Genomic DNA, 7,082 nt, shown 5'->3' with positions numbered 1-7,082 from the left:
CGCCCTGTGCCGATCGGCGTAGCGGGCGAAATGTACGTGGCCGGGGAAGGCCTTGCGAGAGGATACCTGAACCGCCCGGATCTGACGGCGGAGAAGTTCGTCGATTCCCCGTTTGCGGAAGGGGAGAAACTGTACCGCTCGGGCGACTTGGCGGCTTGGCTGCCGGACGGCAACATCGAATACCTGGGCCGAATCGATCACCAGGTCAAAATCCGCGGGTACCGGATCGAGCTGGACGAAATCGAGACGCAGCTGCTGAACGTCGAGGGCGTGGAAGAAGCGGTGGTGCTCGCCCGTCAGGACGGCGGGGGCGAGAAGGCGCTTGTCGCCTACTTTGTGGCGGACCGGACGCTGACGGTCAGCGAAATGAGAACCTCGCTGGCCCAGGGAATGCCGGGGTACATGATCCCGTCGTACTTCTTGCAGCTTGAGCGCATGCCGCTGACGTCCAACGGTAAAGTGGACCGCAAAGCGCTGCCGGAGCCGCAAGGCGGCTTGCAAACGGGCGTCGAATACGTAGCGCCGCGTAACCGGACGGAGTCCCAGCTTGTGAAGATCTGGGAGGAAGTGCTGGGCTACTCCGGCATTGGAGTCCTGGACAATTTCTTCGAGCTTGGAGGCCACTCCTTGCGGGCGACGAACCTTGTCAGCAAGATTCAGAAGGAAATGAACGTCGAACTTCCGCTGCGCGATGTGTTCCGCTATACGACGGTAGAGTCGATGGCCGGGGCTATTGCCAGCTTGGAAGAAACACGGCACAGCTCGATTCCGAAAGCGGAAGAGAAAGCGTACTATCCGGTTTCCTCCGCGCAAAAAAGGCTGTACGTCCTGCACCAGTTGGATAGCTCGGAGCTGAATTACAACCTCCCAAGCGCCTTGCAATTGGAAGGGGCTTTGAACGAGGCCAAAGTGGAAAAGGCGCTGACTACTTTGGTGGCCCGGCACGATATGCTGCGCACCGGTTTTGAAATCGTGAATGGGGAGCCGGTTCAGCGTATTCATCCGCTCGTAGCTTTCAAGGTCGAGAAGCTTCAAGCAAGCGAAGATCAGGTTGCGGCCATTCTTGAAGGCTTCATTCAGCCTTTTGACTTGACCCAGCCGCCTTTGCTGCGCGCCCTGCTGATCGAACTGGAGAAAGAGAAATTCCTGCTCGCGCTGGATATTCATCATATTGGTTCCGACGGCCTTTCCATGGACGTGCTGCTGCGCGAATTCGTGCGGCTTTACAATGGGGAAGAATTGCCGGAGCTGCGGATTCAATATAAGGATTACGCCGTTTGGCAGCAATCCGAGGAGCAGCGCCAGCGCATCAAACGGCAGGAGGAATACTGGCGCGGGGTATTCAGCTCCGAGCTTCCGGTTCTTGAGCTGCCTCTCGACTTCTCCCGCCCGGCCGTCCAGCAGTTTGACGGTCAAACGCTCACGTTTACGCTGGATGCGGAGAAAAGCGAAGCTCTCAAACGGCTTGCCGGCGATTCGGGGGCGACGCTGTACATGCTTCTGCTGGCTGCGTACTCCGTATTGCTTCATAAATACGCGGGACAGGAAGATATAGTGGTCGGCACTCCGATTGCCGCCCGTTCTCACGCCGACCTGCAGCCGATTATCGGCATGTTCGTCAATACGCTGGCCCTTCGCTTGGGTCCGGCGGCGGAGCGGACGTTCCTGGATTACTTGCAGGAAGTGAAGGAAACGACGCTTGGAGTCTACGAGCACCAGGACTATCCGTTCGAGGAGCTGGTGGAAGCTCTTCAGGTGAGCCGGGATTTAAGCCGGAATCCTCTGTTTGACACCATGTTTTCTTTGCAAAAACACGAAAGCTTGGATTTAACCATGGAAGGCTTGCAATGGTCGCTGTTCGACATCGAGGAAAAGACGGCAAAGTTTGATCTTAGCCTTGATATCGTGGAAGCCGATAACGAGCTGGTTTGCAAGATCGAGTACGCTACCTCGTTGTTTAGACAGGAAACGATGGTACGGCTGGCGGGTCATTACGAGCAGCTATTGGCGTCGATCCTGCATCAGCCGGGTGCGCGGATTTCGGATTTGGATATCTTGACGGACAGCGAAAAGCATGATTTGCTGGTCGGGTTTGACGTGTCGTCTTCGGCTCTTGCGAAGCAACCCGCCGCAGAGGGTACAGGTTTGGAAGCGGATGAGTCGTGGAGAGAGAGAACGTTCCACGAGCTGTTCGAGGAGCAGGCGGAGCGCACTCCGGGAGCGCTGGCGGTTGTCTACGAAGACAGCAAGCTGACGTATGCGGAGCTGAACGCCAAAGCGAATCGTCTGGCGTATGCACTGCGGGCGCGCGGGGTGAAGCCGGAGCAGGTGGTCGGCATTCTGGCCGGCCGTTCGGCGGAGCTGTTGATCGGGGTGCTCGCCGTATGGAAAGCGGGCGGCGCTTATGTGCCGCTCGACCCGGACTATCCGGCGGAGCGGATCGAGTATATGCTCGCGGACAGCGGGGCGTCGGTGCTGCTCACGCAGACCCGCCTGCTGGAGCAGGCGGAAGCTTGGCGCAGCGACGGAGCTCTAGTGCTGCAAACGGTGCTTGCGCTTGACGACGCCGCGACGTACAGCCTCGGAGCGGCGGAAGCGGCTGCTGCCGAAACGTCCGCCACGGCAGAAGCCGAGAAGAACGTACTAGCGGCGGATCTCGCATCGAATCCGGCGAATGTGAACAAGCCGCGCGATTTGGCTTACGTCATCTACACCTCCGGTACGACGGGCCGTCCGAAGGGCGTGGCGGTGGAAAACCGCAGCCTGGTGAACACGGCGGCGGGCTACCGGCGGGACTACCGCCTGGATCAGTTCCCGATCCGGCTGCTGCAGCTCGCCAGCTTCTCGTTCGACGTGTTCGTCGGCGACATTGCGCGGACGCTGTACAACGGCGGCACCATGGTCATCGTGCCGAAGGACGACCGGATTGATCCAACCCGCCTCTACGGCTGGATTCGCGACTACGCCGTGACGGTGTTCGAATCGACTCCGGCGCTGATCGTGCCGTTCATGGAGCATGTGCATGCCGAGGGTCTGGACCTCAGCTCGATGCAGCTGCTGATCACAAGCTCGGATGCGTGCAGCGTAGCGGATTACCGCACCTTGCAGGAGCGCTTCGGCTCGCAGTTCCGTATTATTAACAGCTACGGCGTAACGGAAGCGGCGATTGACTCCAGCTTCTATGACGAGCCGCTGGAGAAGCTGCCGAAGACGGGCAGCGTGCCGATCGGGAAAGCGTGGCTGAACGCCAAGTTCTACATCGTGGATGCGAATCTGAAGCCGGTGCCGATCGGGGTGCTGGGCGAGCTGGTTATCGGCGGAGCGGGTGTGGCCCGCGGTTACTTGAACCGCCCGGATTTGACGGCGGAGAAATTCGTAGACAGCCCGTTCACCGCTGGGGAGCGGCTGTACCGGACGGGCGACCTGGCGCGCTGGATGCCGGACGGCAACGTGGACTTCATCGGCCGGATCGACAACCAGGTGAAAATTCGCGGCTATCGGATCGAGCTTGGTGAAATTGAAGCGGCCATGAAAAATTTTGCCGGCGTGCGTCAAGCGCTTGTCATCGACCGGACGGACGAGCGGGGGCAGAAATATTTGTGCGGGTATGTCGTAGCGGATTCCAGCTTCGATCTGGAAGGGCTTGTGGCCCATCTGGACGCCGCGCTGCCTTCCCATATGGTGCCTTCGCGCATCATGCGCCTGGATCAAATGCCGCTTACGCCGAACGGGAAGATCGACCGTAAAGCGCTGCCTGTACCGGAAGGAAGCATTCGTGCCGAGGCTGCATACACGGCGCCTCGTACTCCTGCCGAGCAAGCACTTGCGTCGGTCTGGCAGTCGGTGCTGGGCGTGGATCAGGTCGGCACGATGGACAATTTCTTTGCGCTCGGCGGCGATTCGATCAAGGCCTTGCAGGTATCGTCCCGTCTTTTGCAAACGGGATACAAGCTGGTCATGAAAGATTTGTTCCATTACCCGACGATTTCCGCCCTTAGTTTGCAGCTGCAAACGGCGGAGAGAACGGCAAGCCAGGCCGAAGTGACGGGAGAGGTCATCTTGACCCCGATTCAGCGCTGGTTCTTTGAACAAAATCCGGCCGACGTGCATCATAGCAACCAGGCGTTCATGCAGTTCTCCAAGCAAGGCTTTGACGAAGAAGCTTTACGCCAAGCGGTGCGTCAGCTTGTCGTGCATCACGATGCTCTCCGTACGGTTTACCGCCAAACCGAGAACGGCTATACCGCCTGGAACCGCGGCGCCGGGGAGAACGAAGCGCTGTTCGATCTGGAAGTTGTCGATTTCAAGGGAGTCGGCGACGTGAAAGAAGCGGTAGAGGCTAAGGCGAATGACATTCAAGCGAGCATCGATCTGGAAAACGGTCCGCTGGTGAAGCTCGGCTTGTTCCGCTGCGACGACGGCGACCACCTGCTCATCGCGATCCATCACTTGGTCGTAGACGGCGTATCCTGGCGGATTCTGCTTGAGGATTTTGCTGCCGGCTATGAGCAGGCGCTGCAAGGGCAGCCGATCCGTCTGCCGCTCAAAACGGATTCATTCCAAACGTGGGCGAAACAGCTCACTGATTATGCGAACGGTCCGGCGATGGAAAGCGAGAGAGAGTATTGGCAGCATATCGAGCAATTGACCTATGAGCCGCTTCCGAAAGATTTTGAACAAGGCAGATCCAAGCTGAAGGACAGCGGGCTCGTGACCGTTCGCTGGACGGCGGAGGAAACCGAACAGCTGCTGAAGCAGGCACATCGTGCTTACCATACGGAAATGAACGATTTGCTGCTTGCCGCGCTTGGCCTCGCGGTACAAGCTTGGAGCGGCCGGGAACGCGTGCTGGTGAATCTCGAAGGCCACGGCCGGGAAGATATTTTGCCGGATGTGGACATTACGCGCACGGTAGGCTGGTTTACAAGCCAATTCCCTGTCGTTCTGGAGCCGGGTCACGCCCAGGCGCTCGGTCATCAGGTGAAACAGGTTAAAGAAAGCTTGCGCCGCATTCCGAACAAAGGAATCGGCTACGGCATCCTGCGTTATTTGTCGGCGCCGCGTGACGGCGAGCGCTTCGCTTTGGAGCCGGAGATCAGCTTTAACTATTTGGGTCAGTTCGACCAGGATTACGAAAGCAGCGGCTCGAGGCCGTCTCCGTTCAGCCCGGGCTCCGATTCAAGCCCGAATGCAGTGATGGATTATGTCCTCGATATCAACGGTATGGTGTCGGAAGGAGTGCAGGAACTCACGATCCGTTATGGGGAAACCCAGTATAAACGGGAAACGGTAGAGCGCCTAGGCACCCTGCTTCATTCGAGCTTGCGTGAAGTCATCAGCCATTGCGTATCGAAAGAGCGGCCGGAGCTTACGCCTAGCGACGTACTGCTTCAAGATGTGACGTTGGAGGAACTGGAGCGGCTGGCCGAACATACGGCGGCGCTCGGCGAACTGGAGAATGTATACACCCTGACTCCGCTGCAAAAAGGGATGTTGTTCCACAGCCTGCTGGATGCCGATTCGGAAGCTTACTTCGAACAGGTGACCTTCGATCTGTACGGAAGCCTGAATGTCGAAGCCTTCACCCAAGGATTGGATACGCTGGTGCAGCGGAATGAGGCGCTGCGGACCAACTTTATTACCGGCTGGAGAGACGAGCCGATTCAAGTGGTATTCCGCGAGCGGAAGTGTGAAGTGTACTTCGAAGATATTCGCTCGGTAAGCGATGAAGACCCGGAGAAGACGATAGCCGATTTCGTCAGCGCGGATAAAGCGAACAAGTTCGATTTGGCCCGAGGCTCTCTTATGCGCGTGACAGTTTTGCGCACGGGCGACGAGTCCTACCATGTGATCTGGAGTCACCATCACATTTTGATGGACGGCTGGTGCATGTCCTTCATGATCAAGGAAGTGTTCGACACCTACTTCGCGTTCCAGGAGAAGCGGACGCTGGAGCTTCCTCCGGTTACCTCGTACTCCCGGTATATCGAATGGCTGGAAGCTCAAGATGCCGCGAAAGCTTCGCGTTACTGGTCCGAGTATTTGGCGGGTTACGATCAGCAGACCAAGCTGCCCCAGGAGAAAACGCAGCTGAAGCAGGGCGCTTTTGAAGCGGCTGAAATCGATGTGGAACTCAGCAAGGAACTGACCGGGCAAATCGAGCGGGTGGCGCGCCAGCAGCAGGTGACGCTCAATACGTTCATGCAGACCGTATGGGGACTGGTTCTGCAGGTATACAACAACAGCGAGGATGTCGTATTCGGCTCCGTCGTATCCGGGCGTCCGGCGGAAATTCCGGGCATCGAAAGCATGATCGGCCTGTTTATTAATACGATCCCGGTCCGTATTCAAGGCAAAGCCGAGGAGACGGTAGCCGATATCTTGAGAAAAACCCAGGATCAAGCGCTGGCATCGGGAGCTTACGAAACGTTCCCGCTGTTCGAAATTCAGTCGCTGAGCGAGCAAAAGCGCGACTTGATCAACCATATCATGGTCTTTGAAAATTATCCGATGGAAGAACAGATTGAGCAGGTCGTCGGCGGAGACAAAGAAGCGCTGAAAATCGCTAATATCCAGTCGCCGGAGCAAACGAACTACGACCTGGACATTACCGTCATTCCGGAAGAGCATATTTTGCTGCGGTTTACGTACAATGCGCTGACGTTCAGAGAGGAAGACATCAGGCTGATCCACGGTCATTTTGCCCGGGCACTGGAGAAGGTTGCGGCTAACCCTAACATCCGCGTGAATCAGTTGGAGCTTTTGACGGCGGCGGAAAAAGAACAAATTCTCGGCGCGTTCAACCCGGCGCAGCCGGAAGCGGCTCCTGCGGCCGCGTTCCACCGACTGTTCGAGGAACAGGCGGAACGCACGCCGGAAGCGGCAGCTGTCGTGTACGAGAATGACCGGCTGACGTATGCGGAGCTGAACGAGCGGGCGAATCGCTTGGCGGCCACGCTGCGCGCAAGCGGCATCGGCCGGGAGACGATCGTCGGCATTCTCGCCGAGCGTTCGGTGGACTTGCTGGTGGCCGTGCTGGCCGTCTGGAAAGCGGGCGGGGCGTATGTGCCGCTCGACCCGGA

General features: G+C 58.1%; 1 protein-coding gene. It reads left to right on the top strand.

Features of this window, described 5'->3' with window-relative positions:
• On the top strand, positions 1 to 7,082 hold a 7,082-nt coding region (locus AC6EJC_RS26585; protein ID WP_444956500.1), incomplete at both ends, for a non-ribosomal peptide synthetase.

This window comes from Paenibacillus sp. TY11, from assembly GCF_059772165.1.
The sequence above is the reverse complement of the archived record's forward strand: the minus strand, read 5'-3'. Positions and strand labels throughout refer to the sequence as shown.